The 22,680-nt window shown below is 45.4% G+C and carries 16 protein-coding genes; 2 read left to right on the plus strand and 14 right to left on the minus strand.

The features are described from left to right. Nucleotides 1-39 precede the first annotated feature (39 nt). The 12 genes from AC0YN4_RS16535 to AC0YN4_RS16590 all read right to left on the minus strand — a co-directional run bounded on the left by AC0YN4_RS16535 (nucleotide 40) and on the right by AC0YN4_RS16590 (nucleotide 12,121). Entirely contained in the window at nucleotides 40-1,203 is a 1,164-nt protein-coding gene (locus tag AC0YN4_RS16535; protein WP_475836199.1) for a glycosyltransferase, read from the minus strand. A gap of 50 nt (nucleotides 1,204-1,253) precedes the next feature. Then, complete coding sequence (locus tag AC0YN4_RS16540; RefSeq protein WP_475782187.1) at nucleotides 1,254-2,558, minus strand: hypothetical protein; 1,305 nt, start codon at nucleotides 2,556-2,558, stop codon at nucleotides 1,254-1,256. Nucleotides 2,559-2,560: 2 nt separating this feature from the next. Next, the gene (locus AC0YN4_RS16545) at nucleotides 2,561-3,655 is read right to left on the minus strand and encodes a glycosyltransferase (RefSeq protein ID WP_475836200.1); all 1,095 of its coding nucleotides are present in this window, start codon (nucleotides 3,653-3,655) and stop codon (nucleotides 2,561-2,563) included. A gap of 41 nt (nucleotides 3,656-3,696) precedes the next feature. Then, nucleotides 3,697-4,902 carry a glycosyltransferase gene (locus AC0YN4_RS16550; RefSeq protein WP_475782189.1) on the minus strand — a complete coding sequence of 402 codons (1,206 nt, stop codon included), beginning with the start codon at nucleotides 4,900-4,902 and terminating at the stop codon, nucleotides 3,697-3,699. After that, nucleotides 4,899-6,008: a glycosyltransferase family 4 protein gene (locus tag AC0YN4_RS16555; protein WP_475782190.1), complete on the minus strand. Its 1,110-nt coding sequence runs from the start codon at nucleotides 6,006-6,008 to the stop codon at nucleotides 4,899-4,901. The genes AC0YN4_RS16550 and AC0YN4_RS16555 overlap by 4 nt, the downstream gene beginning before the upstream one ends. Before the next feature lie 4 nt (nucleotides 6,009-6,012). After that, nucleotides 6,013-6,771: a WecB/TagA/CpsF family glycosyltransferase gene (locus tag AC0YN4_RS16560; protein WP_475836201.1), complete on the minus strand. Its 759-nt coding sequence runs from the start codon at nucleotides 6,769-6,771 to the stop codon at nucleotides 6,013-6,015. Between the two features lie 83 nt (nucleotides 6,772-6,854). Continuing rightward, entirely contained in the window at nucleotides 6,855-7,850 is a 996-nt protein-coding gene (gene gmd, locus AC0YN4_RS16565) for a GDP-mannose 4,6-dehydratase (RefSeq protein ID WP_475782192.1), read from the minus strand. Between the two features lie 24 nt (nucleotides 7,851-7,874). Continuing rightward, on the minus strand, nucleotides 7,875-8,813 hold the full coding sequence (locus AC0YN4_RS16570) for a GDP-L-fucose synthase family protein (RefSeq protein ID WP_475836202.1): 939 nt from the start codon (nucleotides 8,811-8,813) through the stop codon (nucleotides 7,875-7,877). Nucleotides 8,814-8,832: 19 nt separating this feature from the next. After that, nucleotides 8,833-9,531 carry a sugar transferase gene (locus AC0YN4_RS16575; RefSeq protein WP_475782194.1) on the minus strand — a complete coding sequence of 233 codons (699 nt, stop codon included), beginning with the start codon at nucleotides 9,529-9,531 and terminating at the stop codon, nucleotides 8,833-8,835. A 14-nt stretch (nucleotides 9,532-9,545) separates the two neighbouring features. Then, a complete protein-coding gene (galU, locus tag AC0YN4_RS16580; protein ID WP_475782195.1) occupies nucleotides 9,546-10,436 on the minus strand; it encodes a UTP--glucose-1-phosphate uridylyltransferase GalU in 891 nt (296 codons plus the stop codon). Between the two features lie 265 nt (nucleotides 10,437-10,701). After that, entirely contained in the window at nucleotides 10,702-11,391 is a 690-nt protein-coding gene (locus AC0YN4_RS16585; protein ID WP_475782196.1) for a CpsD/CapB family tyrosine-protein kinase, read from the minus strand. Beyond that, complete coding sequence (locus tag AC0YN4_RS16590) at nucleotides 11,372-12,121, minus strand: YveK family protein (RefSeq protein WP_475782197.1); 750 nt, start codon at nucleotides 12,119-12,121, stop codon at nucleotides 11,372-11,374. Before AC0YN4_RS16590 ends, AC0YN4_RS16585 begins: the two co-directional genes overlap by 20 nt. A gap of 283 nt (nucleotides 12,122-12,404) precedes the next feature. On the opposite strand from AC0YN4_RS16590, the gene AC0YN4_RS16595 reads away from it, so the two are divergent. Continuing rightward, nucleotides 12,405-12,773 carry a helix-turn-helix domain-containing protein gene (locus AC0YN4_RS16595; protein WP_475782198.1) on the plus strand — a complete coding sequence of 123 codons (369 nt, stop codon included), beginning with the start codon at nucleotides 12,405-12,407 and terminating at the stop codon, nucleotides 12,771-12,773. A gap of 541 nt (nucleotides 12,774-13,314) precedes the next feature. On the opposite strand, the gene AC0YN4_RS16600 is transcribed toward AC0YN4_RS16595, so the two are convergent. Together AC0YN4_RS16600 and gltB are read right to left on the minus strand one after the other, a co-directional pair. Further along, a complete protein-coding gene (locus tag AC0YN4_RS16600; RefSeq protein WP_475836203.1) occupies nucleotides 13,315-16,146 on the minus strand; it encodes a right-handed parallel beta-helix repeat-containing protein in 2,832 nt (943 codons plus the stop codon). A 197-nt stretch (nucleotides 16,147-16,343) separates the two neighbouring features. Further along, on the minus strand, nucleotides 16,344-20,948 hold the full coding sequence (gene gltB, locus AC0YN4_RS16605; protein ID WP_475836204.1) for a glutamate synthase large subunit: 4,605 nt from the start codon (nucleotides 20,946-20,948) through the stop codon (nucleotides 16,344-16,346). A 321-nt stretch (nucleotides 20,949-21,269) separates the two neighbouring features. On the opposite strand from gltB, the gene AC0YN4_RS16610 reads away from it, so the two are divergent. Beyond that, nucleotides 21,270-22,610 carry an SGNH/GDSL hydrolase family protein gene (locus tag AC0YN4_RS16610; RefSeq protein WP_475836205.1) on the plus strand — a complete coding sequence of 447 codons (1,341 nt, stop codon included), beginning with the start codon at nucleotides 21,270-21,272 and terminating at the stop codon, nucleotides 22,608-22,610. Nucleotides 22,611-22,680: the final 70 nt, after the last annotated feature.

Raw genomic sequence — 22,680 nt, forward strand, 5'->3', positions numbered from 1 at the left:
CCGTCATACGATGATGACGAGTCGTTTTGAAGCTGCTATTTATATATTTACAAGCGCATGTTGAATCTTCCCAACCCAATTGCGGTAATCGAATTTATTTTCGGCGCATTCCCTTGCATTCGTTGATAGCTCCGCTATTTCATCCGGTGTCATTAATAGTGCTTGACTTATTTTCTCGTAACACACTTCGATTTCGCAGCCATCAAAGATTAAACTATTCACATTATCCTCCAGATAATATTTCGTATAATCTCCAACACGCGACACAATCGGTACTACACCATAACACATGACTTCCGGCACTTTACTTGGGAAGTTAGCCAGCGTCATTTGATTCTCTTCCCTAGCCAGCACCAGGAAATGCATCGCCTGATACAATGCGATTAGCTCTTTGTACTTCATCCATTTGTGGATGACGATGATATCTCTTAGGTTCTCATATTCATCCGGGGTCAATAATCCTGCAATTTGCTCCTCCTTGACTCCGCACAAATGCAATTCAGTTCGTTTCTTTTGTTGCGAGGTCAATCGGCTAAAACTCTTTAGGATAACTTCAATTGCATCCTTCATGAGTCCATTACCAGGGAAAATAAATTTAATTTTATCAAACGACTTCGTTCCCAGCGGATGTTCATGCACATCTGCCATAATCGGCAAGCGCATCGTATTACAGTTCTGCTGAATCAAATGGTTCTCGATATAGCTTGAGATGGGAAACAGCAGGTCATGCCGGGGAAGAAACCGGTCAAAATAAGTGCTGTATGCCTTCCCTTCACGCCTTGACTTAAATACGTCAGCAGGAAACCACTCTGTAGCCACACATGCAGTCTTAAATCCAATTTTCTCCTTGTACTTTAAAACTTCTCGATGCACGTACAGGTCCGGGGAATATAGCAGTACAATATCTTCACTCGTTAAATGATGCCTCTTCAATATATTGACTAAGATACGCCCCTTCCCATAGTCAAATTCTAAGCGGCGTAAAATTCTTTTCTTAGATATTTGAAATGGAATGATCTTAATTGTTTTATAGGACATGTAACCTTCTTGCTCTTGAAGCGTAAACTCTTCATTAATATTGCTTATCACGTAAACATCGTAATTCGCCTCCTTCAATGCATAGCTTAAATACTGGGTGTAATTGGCTGCTGCCGATCCGCGAGGATAGTTTAGAAAACCAAAAAGAAAGATTCGTTTATTCATTGCAGTCCTCCACTAGTTATCCTATTGTTCTCTCTATTTAGGAATTATTTTCAACCATTTTTAATCGCAATCCCGTCATATACCGTGCCTTTAATCACCGGAGTCCTTGTACGCAGCTCGCTATTGCGCTTACGTTCCTTAGCTTCGCTCATCAATGCAACTCCGCGACCAATAAAAATAAGCACGAATAATGTACTAAGATTCCATCCAAATTTAAAATAGACGGACAAGCCGCCCAATGCTGCCAAATAGAAAAAACTCATAAACCGACATCCGACAATATACGCTTGTTCCTCCAACGTTAACCGATCCTTATTTATTTTTCTAAATAAGCCACCGATCACACCAAATAAGCAAAGCACCGGAGCAATGCCATAATGAAACATGATATAGATAAATTGATTATCAAAGTATCGATAGTTTGTATTCCCAAGAAAGGTATAACTTCCATGTTGTCCATTTCCCCATAACAAACTGGCTGCATCTACTTGCGAGAAGAACGTCTCGTACTGACCGGATCGCGTATCTTCACCCATCCGGTTAAATAAACCCTCCGTAACACTAGGCAACAGAATGATAATTAAGAGGAAGACGAGCACGACACTAAAGGCGGCAACGATTTTCCGGAGTAAAGCATTCTTACCAGCGCTGTAGGCTAACATCGTATACAGCAGCAGGATGCATTGAACCATCCAGCCTCTGGATTGAATAAGAAAAGCACAAATTAATAAACAAATACCTAGCGCAAACTTAAATGTCCGGTGCTTTTTACCTTCGGACATGCCCAGTGCGTAGCACCAATAGGCGCTAATCACGATTGAAAACATTTCTTTACTAGGTGATGTTCTTGTTTCCGCTGAGAACCCATACTGGAATACAAAAGATAAGCTGCTCCAGAAAATCAAAGCAACCATCAGGACAACAATGTAGGGAATCATTCTTTTTACACTATTGAATATGGCCTTCTCATAACCAAGCAAATACAATAAAGGAATAAGAATAATATTGATCGAAACATCATCCAGAAGAACATCTTGGACCTTCGTTTCGTACATTGCAAAAAAACCCCAAACAATAAATACGAGCGTGCTGATAAATATAAATAATAGAGCCTTTCCCTTCTTCTGATTACTCCAAATGCAAATAAACAATAACAGATAAAGTAAATAGCTTCCCAAAGTGCAGCATAAGGATGTAAGGTTTGAATAGTGATGTAAATACGTAAACGCCCTTGAATTGGCCTCTCTCACCCAAGTCCCCGTAATGCCCGGAACAATTAATTGAATGAGCATCAGCACAATAATGCCGGTAAAGAGAATGCCGATTACATCCACTTTCATCTCGTTTGGCTTCATTTTTATGAGCACCCTTTTATCCCGTTTATTTCTCTAATAAATTTATCGATAATGATATCTACTTGATATTCTTTTTTCATTTTTTGCTTGGCTGCTTTTCCTGCTTCATTGCAAAAAGCGGGATTCGTCACACAATAGTTAATCGCCGCTGCCAGCTCGCTGACGTTATTACGCTTCACCAGAATACCATCCGACATGTTGTTAATTAAGTCTTTAGGGCCTGTCGGGCAATCCGTTGAGATACAAGGCAATCCGACAGCCATCGCTTCCATTAAAGCATTCGGCATCCCTTCATAGTTCGACGATAAAACGAACAGATCGGTAGATACCAACGCTTCAGCGACGTTCGATACTCTTCCTCTAAACGTTACAACATCCTGGATGCTTCGACTCTTCACCAGATCCATCAATTTGTTTGCTTCTTCTCCTGCCCCATACAAGCTCAATCTTAAGCTCGGATTGGCTTCATAAGCCACTGCGAAAGCCTCGATTAACAGCTCCTGGTTCTTCTGGGTATTTAATCTCCCGAATGTAGCTATTTCCTGAATGGAGTCCCGCTTCGGATAATGACAATCGATTAAGTCATTACTAACCGGATTCGGAACTACGAGCGTTTTACGCTTTGCAAATTTCGGGAAAAAGCCGGCTTGTTCTTCCGTTTGAAGCATTATCCCGGTTGAAAACAAAGCGACGATCTTACCAACGGCTCTCTTTCGTTTCGAATCCGGATATTGAAACGGATTATTTCTAACCGTAGCGACGAAAGGAATCTTCATAAATCGGGATGCAATAAAGAAGTGGTTCACTTGATCCGGTAAGAAAGGAATGATGATATTGGGGTTGACTTCACGTATCGTCCGTCTCATGGCTGCGAGCTTATTCGCAAAATACTTGATTCGGCTATCTCCCTTATTTTTAGGCAGAAGATGAATATGTACTTTGTCAGAGATCGGATATTCATGCTGTACCCTTTCATAAAGGACTAAATGAACCTCATACCCTCTCTCAGCAATACCGCTTGCTAATATGGAGACCACACGCTCCGCGCCTCCGGAAGAAAGCGAATTCGTTACAAATAAATACTTGTTAACAGCCATATCACTAATCCCCTTCGAGCAAAATTCAACTTCCAGCGTGCTTAGCCGATATGCCTATAATACATTTCGATTAGCTCTTCATTGCCATACTCGTGCCTAATTAAATACTCACTAAGCTGCTTACTCTTGCGAGGATCATTTATTAAGTCTATAACGGCTGCGGCGATTTGCTCCGGCTCCAGCGGTACAATGATTCCTTCTGCATCCTCGATAATTTGATCCTTCACGGTATCATAATTAGAAACAATAATCGGCTTCGCAAGAATTTTCGCTTCATCTAGCGCTACTGACTTCCCTTCATATCGAGAGGGCTGAACGAAAATATTACAATGGTAATAGTAGGGATATGGATTCTCCCTAATCCCCAATAAAATGAATCGCTGCTCAACATTCGCTTCAATAATCTGCTTCTGCAGCTTCTCTCTTAGCTCACCTTGGCCGATAATATACCAGATAAAATTGATGTTCTGATCCTGCAAGTGTTTTGCCGCTTGAATGGCCACATCAAATCCTTTTTGAGTGACAAGCCTGCCAATGGAAAGCAGGATCACCTTATCAGGTTCACTTCCCCTAGCCTGCACATATTCATCCGGTTGAAACTCGAGCGCCATTTGCTTAACTAAAGCGGATGATGTGAGATTGGGGATGTAAACGGTACGTGCCGCGGCATCAGGAAAGCTATCACAGAATATATTTACACACTCATCAGAGATGGAGACGATTTTATCGAATTTCGCAAAATACGGCCGATCCAACTCTTTATCGAAGCCCTCAGCGTTGTAGTCATTGTGCACCCAAATCATTTTCTTCTTGGCATGCACTTTATCAGCGACGTAGTACATCGCTTCACCATGTATATAGGAAATGGCTACGTCATACTCCCCGGGCAGCTCCTTAATCGCACGTTTAAATAACAGGTTCCAGCGAATCTGGGATCCCAAATTCCGGTTGCTTTTATATTTGACTCTTGTCAAAAACACACCTAAATACCTTCTAATATTAGAATTCAAAGATGAGATTTGTTTCATGCCATCCGCATCGAGCGCCTTAAACGCATATTTCAACGTGTTCGGGATAGGAAGAATGTTAACCTCTTTGGGCACCTGTTTAATGAATACGCCCTCTTGTTTAAATAACAGTAGGTCTACGCGGTACGTTGAATAATCAAACAGATTTAAGAGATTGACTAAGCTCTTTTCTGCTCCGCCGGTTGTTAATGTTGGGATTACAAAGAGAACCTTTTTCATTCGCTTAAAACCCCTACTTGATTATTTTTGTTTCCGGTTAATACGTTTTGATATAAACGAGTTAATCGGTTTGCATGCCCTTCAAAGGAGTAGCCTTGCTTCACGATGTTCACGCTGGAATCGCCGTATTGTTTGCAGAGCTCTTCATTCTGGAGCATCTTAATTAAAGCATCGCTAAGCTTCTCTACATCCCCGGGCTTACAAACATATCCGTTTACCCCATCATGAACGATTTTGGGAACGCCGCCTACGCAGGTGCTTACAATTGGCATCCCATAGCCCATTGCATCTAAGATAGCCATTGGCATCCCTTCGTTGTAGGAAGGAAGCAAGAAGATATCACTCTCACGAAGCAGCCGATCCTTTTCTTCGCCTCTTACCCAGCCAGGGAAGACAACATGCTGTTCCACGCCTCTTTCTAATAACGCATGACGTAACGATTCAATATCGCCGCTGCCGCCAAGTACAAATTTCACTTTCGGAAACTTGCGTGCGACCCGCTCCACAATAGCCGGGATGTCATAGCAGCCCTTTCGATGACCAATTTCTCCTAAGAAGAGAATCTGATGATTGCTGCTTCGGTTTGCTCTCTCTTGTATGGCATCTTCATGAATACTGCTATAATTCTCAATGACTTCAATTTTCTCATGCTGCACAATCGTGCTAAGCCGTTCTTTCCATTCCGTAGAAAGGGCAAGCACGGTCGTACATTTGTTATATGTTTTTTGAACCAGCTTCTTCTTCCCGGGACTCGCGTTTATATAGAAGGAATCGAAGTCCGCACCATGACAATGATTGATAACAGGAACCCTAAACCAACCGGCCATGTAGATAAACGGCAGCTTCCGATAGAAACTCGGTCCGAAAGAAGAATGGATATGGACAAGCTCTGGTTTCTCCATCAGAAGCACAGTAAGAAAATCAACATACCCCGCAATGGCTTTGAAGAGCTTTCTATATTTGTTCCCGTCCATATAAGATTCAACATATCTGACTTGATAGTCATTTTCCAATATAGATCCTCGATAACCGCCTACGACTGCAGCGATTCCACCTTTGACCATGGGATGTTGAACAATCATACAGATTTTAGGATGCTTAGCCATAGATTCATTTCCCTCTCGCAACAAGCCATATAAACCTCGTGTTCGTATGAAAATACCTCTTAAACAACCGTTTGGGATCCTGTATCAGCCTATACAGCCATTCCAAATTATTGTTCTGCATCCATTCGGGAGCCCGTGCTATATTAGCTGCATAATAATCAAATCCGGCTCCAATGCCGATCATCAAACCGTTTACCTTGCCCTGATGAGCTGCCATCCACTTCTCCTGCTTCGGTGCCCCAAGCCCAACCCATATAAAATCAGGTTTACTGGCATTGATCATCTCTACAATGGCTTTATCCTCTTCATCGGTCATCGGTCGGAACGGCGGACTGTATATCCCGGCGATTTCAATGCCTGCATGACTTTCGTTCAGCTTGGTATGTAGCTTGTTTAACGTTTCTTCTGTAGAACCATAGAAGAAGTGGCGGTAACCTCTCTCCACAGAAACCTGAAAAACTTCCTCCATAAGACTAGGACCGGTCGTCCTGGCCATGTTCTCATATCCGCGTTTTCTGCCAATGGTAGACAGTGGACCCCCGTCTGGAATGGCCAAGATACCGCCATTCTGAACAGCCCGATACTCCGGCTCTTCATAGCTGATCACGGTAGTATGAACGTTGGAAACACAAATATAGTCACCGGCTAATTTCTCGATATTCTCATTCAAATAATCAAGCAGCCACTTCATATTAATTGCAGCTACATTCACCCCTAGAATGTTACATGTAGGGATCATCGACTTATCAACGGTTCGGATCATCACGAGATACCTCCTTGCACCGTAAAAAGGGCATCTTGGGGATGCCCTTCTCTGCTCATGAATTTGATATTATATGTAGAAACTCAGTGCGCCAGCATGAGCTGATTGTAACGATCCTCAGCTCTGACTCGCTTCAAATCTTCATCTACCATCATCTGAATCAGCTGATGGAAACCAACCTTCAATTCCCAGCCTAGTTTTTCCTTCGCCTTTGTGCAATCTCCGAGCAACAAATCCACTTCGGCAGGACGCACAAATTCTTGATCTATGACAACATAATCCTCATAATTCAATCCTACATAGGAAAATGCCACTTCAAGAAGCTCTTTAACAGTGTGCATTTCACCTGTTGAAATCACGTAATCCTCTGGCTCATCCTGTTGGAGCATCAGCCACATCGCTTTCACATAATCCCCTGCAAAACCCCAATCGCGCAAAGAATCGAGATTGCCCATTCTAAGCTCTTTCTGCAGACCCAGCTTTATTCTCGCAACCGCATCTGTTACTTTGCGTGTAACAAACTCTTGTCCGCGACGAGGCGATTCATGATTAAATAAAATGCCGGAGCAAGCAAACATATTGAAGCTTTCCCGATAGTTGACTGTAATCCAATGCCCATACACCTTAGCTACACCATATGGGCTGCGTGGATAGAATGGCGTTGTTTCCTTCTGAGGCGTTTCCAACACTTTGCCATACATTTCACTGCTCGATGCCTGATAGAATCTCGCAGTAGGCTTCATAATCCTTACGGCCTCCAACATATTCGTGACAGACAATGCCGTGATTTGGCCCGTCAATAAAGGCTGCGGCCAAGAAGCCGCTACAAAGGATTGGGCCGCCAGATTATAAACTTCATCCGGATCAGATGCTTTGACTGCCTCAATAAGGGAGGCGAGATCTGTCAAGTCTCCTGAAATCCATTTGATCTGATCTTTAATATGGCTCACATTCTCGTAATTGGGGGTACTGGTTCTTCTTCTCAGCCCGTAGACCTCGTAGCCTTTATCAAGCAAGAGTTCTGCCAAATAGGATCCGTCTTGACCGGTAATACCCGTAATCAGAGCACGCTTTTGCATGTGTTTTCCTCCACTTGATCTTTTTTATTGGTTAACTAAATAGTCATTTTGGAATGCCATGTATGCGGAGCTAATGCCATCCTCCAAGGAAATTCTAGCCTTCCAGCCTAGACGGTTGATCTTCGTAACATCAACCAGCTTCCTTGGTGTTCCATCCGGCAACGAGGTATTGAAACGAATCTCTCCTTGATATCCCACTATGCGCTTGATTAATTCCGCCAACTCGCGAATGGAAATATCATCGCCTACGCCGACATTCACGATCTCACTATCCGCGTAATGTTCCATTAGGAAAACACAGGCTTCTGCCAGGTCATCCGAATGTAGAAACTCTCGTCTTGGCTGTCCCGTTCCCCATACCTCCACTTGCTCGGCATTAGCTGCTTTAGCTTCATGAAACTTCCGGATAAGTGCAGGTAACACATGTGAAGTCTTCAAATCGAAGTTATCATTTGGCCCATACATATTGGTAGGCATTACGGAGATGAATTGCGTTCCATATTGACGATTATAGGACTGACACATACTGATCCCGGCAATTTTGGCAACGGCGTACGGTTGATTCGTTGGCTCTAGCTCACCGGTCAGCAGATATTCTTCCTTCAGCGGCTGCGGTGCAAATTTAGGATAAATGCATGTGGATCCCAGAAACATGAGTTTCTTCACGTTGGCACGATAAGCGGAATCGATCACATTCGTTTGAATCAGTAAATTATCACGAATGAAATCCGCAGGGAAATCATTGTTTGCCACGATACCGCCTACTTTAGCTGCGGCGAGAAACACATAGTCAATGTGATGATTCTCGAAGAAGTCCTGAACCTGATCAAACTTTCTTAAATCCAGCTCTTTACTGGATCGGTAAATGAGATTCTTGTACCCTCTTCTCTCTAATTCCCTTAGAATTGCCGAACCTACCAGACCTCTATGGCCGGCAACGTATATCGTAGAGCTTTTATCCATATTTGCACCTCGAATCAAGTTAAAAGGCATCTTTCCTGCCAACGATTACTTTTACGGTCTTACACATAATTTTGATATCAAAGTAAATGCTTCTTTGTTCGATGTAGGCCAGATCTAACTCCACCATCTCACCGAAGCTTAACCCGTTTCTTCCGCTGATCTGCCACAAACCGGTGCAGCCGGGCATTGCTTTGAGTCGTAATTTGTCATAACTCGTATATTCTGCTACTTCTCTGGGTAATGGTGGCCTGGGACCGACAATGGACATCTCGCCCTTAATGACATTCCATAGCTGTGGCAGCTCATCGATACTGGTTTTTCTGATGAACCTCCCGACTCTTGTAACACGGGGGTCTTCTTTCATCTTGAACATGGCTCCGTTAATTTCGTTCTGACTTAACAGCCCGTCAAGCAAGACTTCTGCATTCGATACCATCGAGCGGAACTTATACATGCGAAACGGCTTTTCATTCTTGCCAATTCGAACCTGGTGAAAAAAAATAGGACCTCGCGGGTCCTCCACTTTGATCATAATCGCGATGATAATGAACAAAGGAATTAAGCAGATCAGTCCGATAGCTGCACAAACAATATCTATAGCTCGTTTTAGCATCAGGTACTGAACAAGACCTCTTGCTCTCTCTCTCGATTGAATTGAAGTAGAAAGCTTGGCTTTGAGCACGACATCCCCATCATTGCGCTGTGTGGATAAACTCATTCTTTCCCACCTGTCTACAAGTTATATTTCTTCAAACGTTCATTTTCAAGGATCTCCTCAAGCGCCGTTAACAATGGAAGGCGCAGCTCGTTATTGTGCAGCGCAAAATCCAGTATGGTCGTAATAAAGCCTAACTTCTCGCCAACGTCATAACGTTTGCCGTCGAAGTCGTAGGCATAGACGCCTTGAAACTCGTTTAACTTCTGAATCGCATCCGTCAGTTGAATTTCTCCACCTGCACCGGCTTCTTGATTCTCTAGGAAGTCAAAGATCTCAGGGGTCAGAATGTATCTTCCCATAATGGCTAAATTGGATGGGGCTGTACCTAATTTAGGTTTCTCTACAAAACGATTGACGGAATAGAGCTTGCCAATAGCCTCTAAAGGGTCAACTACTCCGTAGCGCTCCATCAATTCAATAGATATGGCTTGGACCCCGATAACAGATCGTTGTACAAGGTCATATTGATTGATCAGTTGTTTGGTACAAGGTACATCAGCAACTACGATATCGTCCCCCAAGAGGACCGCAAATGGCTCATTCCCGATAAACTTACGAGCACACCATACCGCATGTCCCAAACCTTTGGGTTCTTTCTGGCGGATATAATGAATATCGACACTTGATGATTTGCGTACTTCCCCGAGCAGCTCCATCTTGCCTTTCTCGATCAAGCTGGATTCCAGCTCGAAAGCAATGTCGAAGTGGTCCTCGATTGCACGCTTTCCTTTGCCCGTTACGATAATAATATCTTCGATCCCGGAGGCTATAGCTTCTTCCACGATGTATTGTATGGTAGGTTTGTCTACAATCGGAAGCATCTCTTTGGGCATAGCCTTCGTTGCCGGTAAGAATCGCGTCCCTAAACCTGCAGCTGGAATGATCGCTTTTCGAACCTGTTTCATCATCATTCACCCCTATTATTCTAAATTCTTAAGGAATATGCTGCTGTTAAAAAAACCAGCTATACCTTTATTTGCATTAAAAACATAGCTCGTTTTTTTAGCCGTTTATGGCCGCAGTATTAGAGGGCATTAAACCCTGCCTCACATCACACCCTTGACGATGAACGTCTAAGGCTGGCAAGCCAGCCCACAGCATGATCGAGTGCCTACGTGTGATACAGGTCCAGTAGACATCACCCAAGGAATGTTCACTTGCTGCCAACTATTATTTTCTGCCGTAATAGTAGTAATATTGTCCGTCATGCTTAGAGCGTTCATTATTATTGAGAACGACACCTAATATGCGGGATTTTGCATGCTCCAAGCTGGCTTTCGCTTTCTTTAGAAGCTCCTTCTTCACCTTGCCTGCATGAACGACAAGGATGATTCCGTCGCAATAGGATGTAACAATAAGGCTGTCAGCCACCGGAAGAACAGGAGGCGTATCAAAGAGAATGACATCGAACATGCCCTTCAGCTCATCAATCAGTGTTTGCATACGCTGTGATCCCAATATTTCAGAAGGATTAGGCGGAATAGGTCCGGAAGTGAGGACAAAGAGATTTTCTACACTCGTTTCCCTAATCACATCCGCAAGTACCTGCTGATTCAGAATGGCACTGGTTAGCCCCGATCGATTCGTTAGTTGAAATACATGATGTAACGTAGGTCTTCGCAGATCCGTATCAATGAGAAGCACTTTCTTCCCTTCTTGTGCGTAAGTCACGGCTAGATTCGTGACCGTAGTTGTCTTGCCCTCTCCTTCACTTGCAGAAGCAACCATTAGCACTTTCATAGGCTGATCAATGGCGGAGAATTGAATATTCGTACGCAAAGTGCGATACGCTTCAGAGATTGGAGACATGGGATTAATTGCCGAAATAAGATGACGCTGTTTATTGTCTTGCTGTGACATATGTGCCTTCACCTACTTTTTTTTCGGATACACGCGTCTTTCGGGGATTCAAATCCGATTTATTGATTTTCGTAATATGTGACAGTACCGGAAGCTCGAGCGATTGGAGAACATCATCTTCACTCTTGATCGTGTCATCCAAGTAATCGAGTAAGAAGACAAAGCCGATAGCCAGCATTAGAGATACGATAAAGCTCAAGGCGATATAGAATATAGGGCTTTTATTAATCGAAGAGCCATCCGAGCTCGGATTCGCTTCTGACAAGATGGTAACGTTATCCACCTTCATAATGGACGGGATTTCATTCTTGAAGACGGTAGCAACGGCATTCACGATATGGGCTGCTCGTTCATATGAAATATCTGTTGCGTTTATATTCATTACCTGCGAATCACTCGCGGCGCTAACTTCTAACAAGGAGCTCAGCTCGCCGGGCGAAGCTTTTAAATCCGGATAGTTACTCACTACTTTGTTCAAGATCGCTGACGAATTGATAATTTCTTTATAGGAGCTTATAAGCCTGATATTAGATTGAATGACATCCCAGTCTATTGTTCTTGTGCCGCCAACTTCAAAGGATTGACTCACAATCAGTTTCGCAGTAGCTTGATATACCAGATCTGTGTATAGGTATGTCTTAACCCCGATTAACACGCAAGTCACCATTACGATTGCCGAGATAAGAAGGAGCCTCTTGCGAATGATTTTCAAATAATCCTTCAGTTCCACTTAAATACCTCCAGTTAATTGAATTAGAAATACCACTTTATAAAGAAAAAATTGGAGTATTGTGAAAGTCAGCAGGTATAATCGGTGCTTCTCTGGGTAATGAATAATACCAGTTGTGAGTGATACATATTGTATCTCTTTTCATGATTTACTTTACGATACGGAACGTAGCATGTCAATAGTTTTTTCATGCTTTTAGCTACATTGTGACATTTCGTAGCAATGAATGCATTTGTAAGCGTTTCGTATTAATATGGAGTTATAGCCTGTTAGGAGGAGAAATATGAATATTGGTGACCGTATTGCCAAACTGAGGGACGATCGGGGTTGGACACAAGAACAGACAGCGGGATTACTTGGAATCTCACGCGCAGCCTTATCCCATTATGAGAAAAACCGCCGCGAACCGGATACGGAAACACTATCTAAGTTTGCCGATTTATTCAAAGTTTCTGTCGACTATCTTGTCGGAAGAACGAATGTCCCTCATATCACGTTGGACGAGCCTATTCGTGAATTTGTTGACCAGCTGGAACTCTCCGAAGAAGATTTGCTAAGCAGACTTGCGCTGGCTATTGATGGGAAGAAATTATCACCGGAAGAAACACGACGTTTCGTCGCTTTCGTTCGAGCAGAGAGAAATATGAAATAGTGCTTCCATTACATAGTAAAACCATAGTCCGTATCGACTATGGTTTTTATTGTCCGCTTATTTATTTCTATGTAGTGGAGGTAAGTCTGAGGGCCATCTAGAAAGATCTATTCCAAGCTGCTCCATAATAGTGAGTACATCCAACTCAATCGTTTCCTTCGATGATTGCCCTTCTTTGCTTTGATCTTCAATTTTTCTCATACCTCGGCTCCGACTCCCTCTATTTATAATGAATCTAACGCCTTCCACTCGAACTTAGCTGCAACTCTTGTTAATCCAATTACATGAACCTCGCCCGTATTATATATCTCTCTACATCTCGTTCTACTTGTCTTCACTAATTATATCCAACCTCATCCAAAAAGGATGTCGAAGGTTGTGGGACCTTTCTCACATTTAAAATCTTTTTTTGTCGATTATCGGTATATTTTACTATCAAATGATAGAATTGTTAACATTCGTTTACAAACAAAAAATAGACCACTCTTTGAGAAAAGTGGTCTGCAATGAAGTGTTCGTTTTTCCTTTTTATTCCAACTATCTAATAAAATCCAACCTGAATGTTGCGAACGGATGCTACGATATCAGCAGCCGCTAACGTTGTAGTCTGATTGCAACTAATATTGATTTCCAGATTGACGACGAAGCCCGCCTCTCTTGAATAGCTTAGAGGTTTATACGCGGCAATCGGCATCCATTGTGAGTTCTTGTTCAAATTGATGATACGCACTTGGCCCGTTGTAACAGGCGTTGGATGTGCTGTGCTGGATTCGGAAATGTTGATAAACACACTGAGTCCACCCGGAACCGTTTCGAGCACTTTTGACTCATAGGCAATGAACACCCTGCTTTTCCCCGAAGGACTGTTAGCCCCTGTAAACCCTGCCATCGAGAGCGCGACTCTATTGAAATAATACTCACCACTGGCTGCTATTGTCTTGTTTGCCGTTTGCGTAAGGTTTATCTGCGTACCGCCATTCACGGATGAGGAAGAGATGACAAAATTTGCACTGCTGCCCTGATTCGCACCGGTTCCAATTATGGCATTCGTTCCAACAGCGACAGGAGTAGAAGGGAAGTTAAAATAGTCCATATTATTTACCTTGAATATAGAAGAAATGTCGTTAACTGTCGCCGTGAAGGGCGTTGTGACATGTTTTGCTTTATTGGAGTAAACAAGCTCGTATGGGTAGTAATTAATGTCGAATTTGTTGTAGCAGCATTTATCATCCTGCACAATACCGTTGAGCCCCGGGGTATTATATGGAGGATCAAAACTTGTAAATCGTCCATCGATCATTGTCGCATCAATTTTATTAAAGGATGAATTGATTAGTCTTAATTGTGCATATGAGCCGGTTAGACCGACTTTATTGTTACTGTCGAGTACAGTCGCCATAATAGAAGAGCCGACAACGTTAGTAAACAAGATGCCGTCATAAACATTCTGCTGAATTTCACAGCCCGATAAGTTTACGCCCAGCGTATTGCTTGCCTCTAAGCCTGCATATCCCGGCGCGTTTCGGCCATTCATATAAATTTTTGTTCCAACAAAGCGGAAATTGCCTCCGTCAATTGAAACACCTGCTTTTCCCGAGCTGCCGATATTACAATTGGTCATCAGACTATCCGATAAATTGCGACCATATAGCCCATACCCGCCTGAATTATCAATAAAACACGTATCAAAGATATAATCGAGTCCGCGCCCTGTTAAATGAAACGTATTACCACCTATATTATAAGTAACAAGATCGTTAAAATGGTACCTTTCATACCAATCGGTACGAGCTCCGTCAAAGTCCGCGAAACCGTGAATATTCACTCCTAAACCATGAATGTAAAATTTCTCGAAGGTGACATAATCGCCTTTGATGGAAAACAAAGATCCTGTAGCGCCTGTATAAGGCTGGATAACGGTATTGAAGCCTTCGCCGCGAACGGTAGCGCCTCTGTTCACGTAGACTGTCTTTATCTTATACACGCCTGTCGGAATATAAGCGAAATTGTTTGCGTCCAAACACGCTTGAAAAGCAGCGGTATCATCAGTTGCGCCATCGCCCTTGGCTCCGTAGTTGAGTACATTCCCGCGCATGCCTCCATCTGATGAAGAATTGGACCAAGCCGTTTTCTCAGCATCAGTAACAAATCGGTGCGTGGTATCTTCTGTTATCATCGTCGCCGGATGCGTGACCGGATGGGTATAGTTATTTGCTCCGACCGCAACGCCGTCTAATTTTGATTTATCCGATGCGGGCATGAGCCCTTTCGTATTTGGTGTAACGGTAGGTATAGCCGCGTTGATCGTGACATTAGTGGAACCGTCAAAGGTAGTCGTACCTGTTACATCTCCGTTTATAGCGATCGTCCTTGCCGTTTGCAGTTTCTCTGCTTGATCGACGATACCGTCATTATCCGTATCATAAACGGAGCGCATCATATCGCCATTCACGGTATTCCATGCTGCTTTCTCCGTATCCGAAACGAAGCGATGTCCCGTATCTTCGGTAATCATCGTTGCAGGATGAGTGGCAGGATGGGTATAGTTGTTCGCCCCGGTTGCAACTCCATCCAGCTTTGTTTTATCTGCGGCACTGAATAATCCCTTAACGTTTGGTGTTGCAGTAGGTATAGCCGCGTTGATCGTAACATTAGTGGAACCGTCGAAGTTCGTCGTACCTGTTACATCCCCGTTAATTGCGATCGTTCTTGCCGTTTGCAGCTTCTCTGCTTGATCAACGACACCGTCATTATCCGTATCATAAACAGAGCGCATCATATCCCCTTTAACGGTATTCCAGGCAACTTTTTCCGTGTCCGTAACGAAGCGATGTCCCGTATCTTCGGTAATCATTGTTGCAGGATGCGTTGCAGGATGCGTGTAATTGGTTGCTCCGGCAGCTACCCCATCGAGCTTTGTTTTATCTGCGGCACTGAATAGTCCCTTCGCATTTGGTGTCGCAATTGGGATGGTCGATTGGATGGATGTGTTCGCAGATCCGTCAAAAGCTGCACTCCCCGTCACATCACCCGTTAATGAAATTGTTCTGGCCACCTGCAGCTTAGCCGCTTGGTCAACAATACCGTCCTTATTCACATCATAGACCGATTTCAGCATGTCCCCGTCCTCACTTGGCGGAGCAACATTGTTTGAAAGTCGTAAATAAGCGGCATTCTCAGGTGTTCCCGGCGTTCCAGCTGCTACATAGACATCTGAGAATTGTTCCATTGCAACCATCAACAAATCTACGTCCTTATTCGCTGCAATAAGCGATTGCAGATAGGTTGGCATGACACCGTCCATAAAAACATCAAATTGCTGCAATCCTTCATCCGGAAGTGTAGGGCCCGCATAGATTTGAGTTACTCCCATTTTATCTACCTCCTCTATTAGATTTGAATAAAACTATCAACGTATCATATGCGAGAATGAGAGCATCTGTTCTGAGCGATTGACGGACTTGTGTCCAACTTGTACAACGTCATTACACACGTTAATCGAGGGTGCTGCCTAAACGCATAAAAAGACCGATAACGGGATATCCCGTCATCGGTCTTAGCTTAGAAGAATTAGTTACCGCCTACACGAGCAAGCTCCTTCATGTTGGCTTCAAATGCGGCAAGAAGGGCTTCGTCGCCGGCAAGGCCGGTTTGTTCCATCTTCTCGATTTGCTCCAGCATCCGCTTGTAATCTTTCGGGATAATTTTGATAAATTTCGTCTTGGACGTCTCCCAATCGGAGAGTAGACGATCGCCGATCGCACTGCCCGTGTACTCCACATGGCGCTTGATCATGTCTTCCAGTTCCTCGGAATCACGTGGATCCTCTACGCGCTCCAGAAGAACCATTTCGATGTTGCAGTGTTTATAGAAATCGCCTGCTTCATCGAGGACATAAGCGACACCGCCGGACATACCGGCTGCGAAGTTACGGCCTGTGCCTCCGAGAATAACGACGCGGCCGCCTGTCATATACTCACAGCCGTGGTCGCCAACACCTTCAACGACTACCTTCACGCCGGAGTTACGAACTGCGAAACGCTCGCCCGCGATACCGCGGATATAAGCTTCACCGTTAGTCGCGCCGTAGAAAGCCGTGTTGCCGATAATGACATTCTCTTCTGCCTTAAATGTTGCTTTCTTGGATGGAGCTACAATCACTTTACCGCCGGAAAGTCCTTTACCGACATAGTCATTGGAGTCGCCTTCCAAGGAAAGCGTGATCCCTTTCGGTACGAATGCGCCGAAGCTTTGACCGGCAGAGCCGACAAAGTGGAACGAAATCGTATCTTCAGGCAATCCTTTCGCGCCGTACTTGCGAGTCACTTCACTACCTACGATCGTACCAACTACGCGGTTGATGTTCGTGATCGGCAATGTTGCGCGAACTTGCTCACCGGTTTCGATCGCAGGCAATGCGAGCGGCAGCAATTGCTGCATATCCAGTGATTCATGCAGTTTATGATCCTGCTCCTGCGTGCAGTAGCGTGCCGCATCCTGCGGAACTTCCATCTGGTGCAGAAGCGGTCTAAGGTCGATGCCTTTGAGCTTATAGTGCTCGATAAGATCCTTCGTTTGCAAACGATCTACGCGGCCGACCATTTCTTGAATCGTACGGAAGCCAAGCTCTGCCATAATCTCGCGCAGCTCTTGTGCAACGAACAACATGTAGTTCGCTACATGGCTTGGGTCGCCCATGAACTTCGCACGAAGCTCAGGGTTTTGCGTAGCAACACCAACCGGACAAGTATCCAATTGGCAGACACGCATCATGATGCAGCCTAGAACAACAAGCGGTGCAGTCGAGAAGCCGTATTCTTCGGCGCCAAGAAGTGCTGCAATGGCAAGGTCGCGGCCGTTCATGATTTTGCCGTCTGTCTCAACGACTACGCGGTCACGCAGGTTGTTGATCATCAGCGTTTGGTGCGTTTCAGCAAGTCCAAGCTCCCACGGCATACCGGCATGACGGATCGATGCCAGCGGCGAAGCGCCTGTTCCGCCATCGTAGCCGCTGACAAGGATAACATCTGCGCGGCCTTTGGCAACGCCGGCAGCGATTGTTCCTACGCCTGCTTCGGATACGAGCTTCACGTTGATACGTGCACGAGGGTTGGCGTTCTTCAAATCATGGATAAGCTCAGCCAAGTCCTCAATGGAATAGATATCGTGATGCGGAGGCGGGGAGATTAGTCCTACGCCAGGTGTGGAACCACGAACTTCAGCAACCCATGGATAAACCTTACGTCCAGGAAGCTGGCCGCCTTCACCCGGCTTCGCGCCTTGCGCCATCTTAATTTGGATTTCGTCGGCATTAATCAAGTAGTTGCTCGTTACGCCGAAACGTCCGGAAGCCACTTGCTTGATCGCACTGCGGCGGGAATCGCCGTTAGCATCCGGAATATAACGTGCCGGATCTTCGCCGCCTTCGCCTGTATTGGATCGGCCGCCGATGCGGTTCATCGCAATAGCAAGTGCTTCATGCGCTTCTTTACTGATCGAACCATAGGACATCGCACCGGTCTTGAAGCGTTTCACGATGGATTCAACGGATTCAACTTCATCAATCGAAACCGGTGCTGCATCGTAGTTGAAATCAAGCAACGAACGCAGTGTCAGATGTTTCTTGTCTTCGCCTTGAACAAGCGCGGAGAATTTCTTGTAAAGCTTATAGTCATTCGAACGGGAAGCCATTTGCAGCGTATGAATCGTCTGCGGACTGAACAAGTGGTCTTCGCCGTCTTTACGCCATTGATATTCGCCGCCGGAGTCAAGCTCCTTCACACGGCCTTCTTGCTCAGCGAAAGCACGGTTATGATGCTTCAGCGTCTCTTCTGCGATAACGTCGAGACCGATACCGCCAATACGTGTAGTCGTCCAAGTGAAGTACTCATCAACGAGCTCTTCCTTCAAGCCGACAGCTTCAAAAATTTGTGCGCCGCGGTACGATTGGATCGTGGAGATACCCATTTTGGATAGAATCTTAACGACGCCTTTCGTAGCTGCTTTAATGAAGTTTTTCACAGCTTTCTCGTGCGTTACGCCTCTGAGCAGCCCTTGACGAATCATATCGTCGAGCGTTTCGAATGCAAGGTATGGATTCACGGCGCTAACGCCATAACCGAGCAGCAATGCAAAATGGTGTACTTCGCGCGGCTCGCCGGATTCCAGCAAAATGCTGACTCTCGTACGCGTACCTTCGCGAATCAAATGGTGATGCAGTGACGATACAGCGAGCAGCGACGGGATCGCCGCATTCTCACGGTCTACACCGCGGTCAGACAGAATAAGAATATTATGGCCTTTGCCAATTACGCGATCAGCCGCTTCGCACATTTGCTTAATCGCAAAACGCAAGCCTGCTTCGCCTTCTGCTGCATTAAACAGCGTAGGCAGCGTAATGGATTTGAACCCCGGACGGCGCACATGGCGCAGCTTCGCGAACTCTTCGTTCGATAATACAGGAGAAGCTAATTTAATATGACGGCAGCTTTCAGGCTCGGCAAGGAGCAGATTGCGCTCTGGACCCAGCGTTGTGCCTGTAGCTGTAATAATTTCTTCGCGAATCGCGTCGATTGGCGGATTCGTAACTTGCGCGAACATTTGTTTAAAGTAGTTGAACAAACGCTGCGGACGCTCGGACAGAATCGCAAGCGGTGCATCGTAACCCATGGAAGCAATCGGCTCTACGCCGCTGCCTGCCATTGGCTCAAGCACTTTACGCAGATCTTCGAACGTATAACCAAATGCTTGTTGACGATTCTCAACGGTTTCATGATCCGGTTCCGGAAGCTCAGGAGCATCAGGAAGCTCATCAAGACCGATAAGATGCTCATCAAGCCACTCGCGGTACGGGTTCTCCGCTGCGATTTGAGCTTTAACCTCTTCATCCGATACGATGCGGCCTTCTTTGGTATCGACAAGCAGCATACGACCTGGACGAAGACGGTCTTTATAAAGGATATTCTCAGGATCGATTGGAACTGTACCGGCTTCGGAGCCGAGAATGATAACGTCATCCTTCGTTACATAATAACGGGCAGGACGAAGACCGTTACGGTCAAGAATGGCTCCGATTTGTGTGCCATCCGTGAATGCCATTGCTGCAGGTCCGTCCCACGGCTCCATCAAACAGCTGTGGTATTCGTAGAAGGCTTTCTTCTCATCACTCATGCCTTCGTGGTTGGACCAAGGCTCCGGAACCATCATCATCGCCGCATGCGGCAAAGAGCGACCGGATAGGTAAAGGAATTCAAGCGTGTTATCGAACATCGCCGTATCAGATCCGTCCGGATTGATAATCGGTTTGATTTTGTCCAAATCGTCGCCGAATAACTCCGAAGCGACCATCGTTTGACGAGCATGCATCCAGTTCACGTTACCGCGAAGCGTGTTGATCTCGCCGTTATGAATAAGATAACGGTATGGATGCGCGCGCTCCCAGCTCGGGAATGTGTTCGTGGAGAAACGGGAGTGAACAAGCGCGATAGCTGTTTCCATCGCTTCGTCGTTAAGCTCAACATAGAACGAGCGAACCTGCTCTGTAGTGAGCATCCCTTTGTACACGATTTTCTTGCTGGACATGCTGGAGAAATAGAAGCTGTCTGCGCCTTCTGCGCCGGAATAGCGAATAGCGATTTCCGCGCGCTTGCGAATGACATAAATCTTGCGTTCGAAAGCAAGCTCATCTTGAAGCTCGGCGCTGCGGCCAATGAATACTTGACGAACATACGGTTTAACCGATTTCGCCGAGTGGCCCAGCTTCTCATCATTCGTAGGAACGGTACGCCAGCCAAGCAGCGTCTGGCCTTCCTCACGGATGATCGCTTCGAGCTCACGCTCATGCTTCACGCGAATGTTCTCGTCTTGCGACAGGAACAGCATACCTACGGCATATTCGCCGCTTGCAGGCAGTTCGACACCGAGCTCTCTGAGTTCACGAGAGAAGAAGCCATGCGGGATTTGTAGTAGAATCCCTGCTCCGTCTCCTGTGTTAGGCTCGCTGCCCTGACCGCCGCGATGCTCCATGTTCTCGAGCACCGTCAGCGCCTGCTGAATAATTGTGTGTGATTTAATTCCCTTGATGTTAGCCACAAAGCCCATTCCGCAGGCGTCTTTCTCAAATTGCGGATCGTATAGACCTTGCTTCGGCGGCAATCCTAAACGGTTCTCTTTCACTTGGATGCAACCTTTCTATGAGAAATTTTTAAATAAACGGATGGAATGGATTCTTATTCATGGAATCCGGCTTCATTTCGAAAGCGATATCGCTTAAAATGAAGGTGTACACGCAGGTTAATGAAAAGGTTGCGTTCCAATAATACATCCCTTGAAAAAAGTTATTATATTATTTTAACACCAGTGCATTACGATATCAATTTAATATTTTTATGATTGTGATAAGTGTTCTTTACCACGACACAGCAGCAATTCAAAAAAATAACTGAAAATTGATACCATCAAATAAAACGCATAATTATGCAAAAGGATGTGGTGAATATGTATAGCAAATTCAGGAAATTGCCCAACTGGACAATCGCGTTCACGGCGGCTGCTTTGTTAGTTGGTGCAGTTGGAAGCAGCGGAGCTTGGGCTTCTGCTGCAGCTTCATTATCAACGCCTATTATGGCTGTTTCAGCAATCACCGCTCCCAAGGCTGATGTTAACCAACCGCTTCGAATTGTTGGAGTTGGCGATTCATTGACACTTGGTTATGAGCTGGGCATGTCGGAAAGCTCCGTTCCTTACGGCTATGTCGATCGACTGTACGAGCAGGCGCTGTATCACGGCCGTGCTGAGCTGCAGAATTACGGTATTCTTGGTTTGAAATCGCCCGGTTTGCAAAAACTACTGGAAGCTGCGGCGGCGGGAACTCGTATAACGGCAGATCAGTTGCAAGCGAATTTATCGACTTATCCACTGGCTGAAGCAACCGCCGCGAAGAGCGTACAGCTTGGCGAGGATCTGAAGAAAGCGAATTTGATCGTGCTCACGATCGGCGGGAATGATTTTACACCGATCTTCAATGACATTTTAAATGATGAAGAAATCAGTGCTTCGGCACTGCAAACCCGGTTAGATGCCTTGTTGGCTAGTTATTATCCTTCATTAGAAGCATCGCTGCGCACGATTCTCAAATTGAACCCGAAAGCTACGGTTGTGTTTGCCGACCAGTACCTCCCTGCGCCGAAGCCTTCCACGATTAATCAAACCATTACACAAGAACAATATGCGGTATTAACCGATGGCGTGGCTAAGCTGAAAACACAAACCGAGGCGATTGCCGCTAAGCTGACGCAAGAAGGCTTCGATGTGCGAACCGTCGATGTGTCGACGCCGTTCCGCGGTAAAGAGCTCAGCTACACCTCCATCCTCAGAGGTGATATTCATCCGAAGCAATCGGGTTACGACGTGATGGGAAGAGTGTTTGCCAAATGTATCTGGGGCGACTATCGCGACCCTGAAGTGCTGGATGCGGGAACGCCGCTAAGTGTTGTCGTAAACGGGAAAGCATTGAATAGCGTCAATAAGCCTGTTTTGAAAAATAACACGACGTTCCTCCCCATGCGAGATGTCACAAAAGCATTAAACGCAACACTTGCTTGGGATGGCCCAACGCGTACGGCTACCATTAAGTCCGGGGACAAGGTCGTTGCCTTCACCATTGGCGCCGATACGATGAAAGTAAACGGTCAAACCGTTCCTCTTGAGACACCTGCATACCTGCAGCAGTCCGGGGGCAGCTCGGTGACCTACCTGCCGCTCGCGGCATTGTCCAAGGGTCTTGGTTATCAGGTCGTTTATCGCAAACCGATTGCGACTGTGTTTATCCAGTCTTAGGATGTTATAAAGAGGGCATGAATTCACCCGGGTTGGTGAATTCATGCTTTTTTTGTTGTTTGTGGCCGGT

The sequence above is a fragment of the Paenibacillus sp. J22R3 genome (genome assembly GCF_056269305.1).